We start from the raw sequence: 811 nt of genomic DNA on the forward strand, positions 1-811 counted from the left end.
TTAAAAGAACGCGTATTTCATTCCGATACCCAGCAATAACATTGCAAGAATTGGCTGCAAGATGTTGCCTGGTAAACGTTTGCTGTATTTAGACCCCCAGAATATCGCCGGGATTGATCCGCAAAGCAATGACGCGAGAAGTACGAAATCGATGTGGCCTAATTGCATGTGGCCAAGGCCGGCCATAAGTGTGAGCGGGACGGCATGAGCGATATCGGTACCAATAATGGTTACCGGGCTCATGCGTGGATACAAAATCATTAATATGGCCGCGCCAAATGCTCCGGCGCCCACAGAAGAAAGGGTGACGCACACGCCTAAAAATACGCCCATTGAAACCGTTAGTATGGTTTTATGCTTTTCAACCCATGCAGATTGTCCTGCGCTCAATGAGGTTGATTTAAGTATTCTGCCTTTGAGCAGAATTATGAACGCGGTGAACATCAACATAATACCCAGCGAGGTTAATAATATGTGTTGATATTTTTCGATGTCGCCAAAGACGTATTTAAGAACAAAGATCGTGATGATGGAGGCGGGTATGCTCCCGGCTCCAAGCGTAAAGACAACACGCCAATTAATGGTTTGTTGTTTCGCATGCGCAATAATGCCACCCGCTTTGGTGCCGGCGGCATAGAATAAATCAGTTCCAATCGCGATATGCGGTGGGTAATTGAAGAGAATGAGCAGGGGTGTCATGAGTGATCCGCCACCGACGCCCGTAAGGCCAACGAGGAATCCGACACCGGCTCCAGCCAGAACATATTGCAAAAAATCGGCTAAGGCCACAAATTCCATATTTTTTAGTCTA

The 811-nt window shown here is 47.0% G+C and carries 1 protein-coding gene; it reads right to left on the reverse strand.

The genetic code is table 11. From position 1 onward, the window contains the following. Nucleotides 1-798 (reverse strand): sulfite exporter TauE/SafE family protein, encoded by a 798-nt coding sequence (locus A3738_RS24025; protein WP_068481326.1) that lies wholly within the window; start codon nt 796-798, stop codon nt 1-3. Nucleotides 799-811 lie beyond the last annotated feature (13 nt).

The sequence above is a fragment of the Oleiphilus sp. HI0066 genome (assembly GCF_001635725.1).

Coding starts and splice junctions, on each gene's coding strand:
- A3738_RS24025 (WP_068481326.1), bottom strand. CDS start 798: ATGGAATTTGTGGCCTTAGCCGATTTTTTGCAATATGTTCTGGCTGGA.